We start from the raw sequence: 1,184 nt of genomic DNA on the forward strand, positions 1-1,184 counted from the left end.
TGTAGCGTCCTCGAAAATTCGATCCAGTTGGAAGTAGAGTTTCCCCAGAAGGAGCTCTGCATGAAGAAGTCGAAATTCACCGAGGAACAGATCGTCCGGATCCTGAAAGAGGTTGAAGCCGGCGCGAAGGTCGCCGAGACGTGCCGCAAGCACGGCATCAGCGAGCCGACGTACTACGTCTGGAAGTCCAAGTACGCCGGCATGGAGGTGTCGCAGTTGCGGCACCTGAAGGACGTCGAGGCCGAGCTGAGCCGGCTGAAGCGGATGTACGCGGACCTGGCGCTGGAACACCACGCGCTCAAGGACGTCATCTCGCGAAAGCTCTAGGCCAGGCTCGGCGATTGGAACTGAGTCTGGCGATGCAAACCGATCACGGGCTGAGTGCTCGACGTGCCGATCGGACGCTGCGTTTGTCGCGTTCGGCGCGGCACTACCGTCCCCGCGTTCGTGACGACGCGCCGCTGATCGCCGCCATGCAAGCGTACCTGAAGGTCAATCCGGGGCACGGTTTCGGGTTGCTGCTCGACGGCGCCCTGCGGCCGCGAGGCTGGGGCAAGACACGGGCTTGGCGCGTGTATGTGGCGCTGAAGCTCAACCTGCCACGGCGTGGCAAACGACGGTTGCCGGAGCGTATCCGGGAACCGCTGGAAATCCCGGCGACCGCCAACCACACCTGGTCGGCCGACTTCATGTCCGATGCCCTGTGGTCGGGCCGCCGCTTCCGCACCTTCAACGTCAACGACGACTTCAACCGCGAATCGATGAAGATCGAAATCGACACCAGCCTGCCCTCGCTCCGTGTGATCCGTGCCCTGGACGAATTGGTCGAAGTACGGGGCCCACCGAAGCGGCTTCGTCTGGACAACGGCCCGGAGTTCATTAGCGCGGCCCTGAAGCAGTGGGCCAAGCGGCACGACGTCGACCTGGTCCACATCCAGCCCGGCAAGCCGACACAGAACGCCTACATCGAACGCTTCAACCGCACTTTTCGCACCGAGGTCCTGGACCGCTTCGTGTTCACCACGCTCGGCGAAGTCCGGCGCATGACCGAGGATTGGCGTCACCGCTACAACCATCACCGCCCGCATCGTTCACTGGGCGGGCTTTCACCCGTCCACTACGCAATGGCACACTCGCCGAACACCTCTACTTTCGACTGACTCGAAAAAGCGAGGACGCTACAG

General features: G+C 62.6%; 1 protein-coding gene. It reads left to right on the top strand.

The window, feature by feature from the left end; all coding sequences use genetic code 11:
• Positions 1–60: 60 nt before the first annotated feature.
• A protein-coding gene (locus JI752_RS19205; protein WP_216967338.1) for an IS3 family transposase occupies positions 61–1,160 on the top strand; the annotation gives its coding sequence in 2 pieces (ribosomal slippage) (positions 61–316 and positions 316–1,160; 1,101 coding nt in all).
• Positions 1,161–1,184: the final 24 nt, after the last annotated feature.

This window comes from Lysobacter sp. MMG2 (assembly GCF_016735495.2).
GTDB lineage: Bacteria > Pseudomonadota > Gammaproteobacteria > Xanthomonadales > Xanthomonadaceae > Lysobacter_J.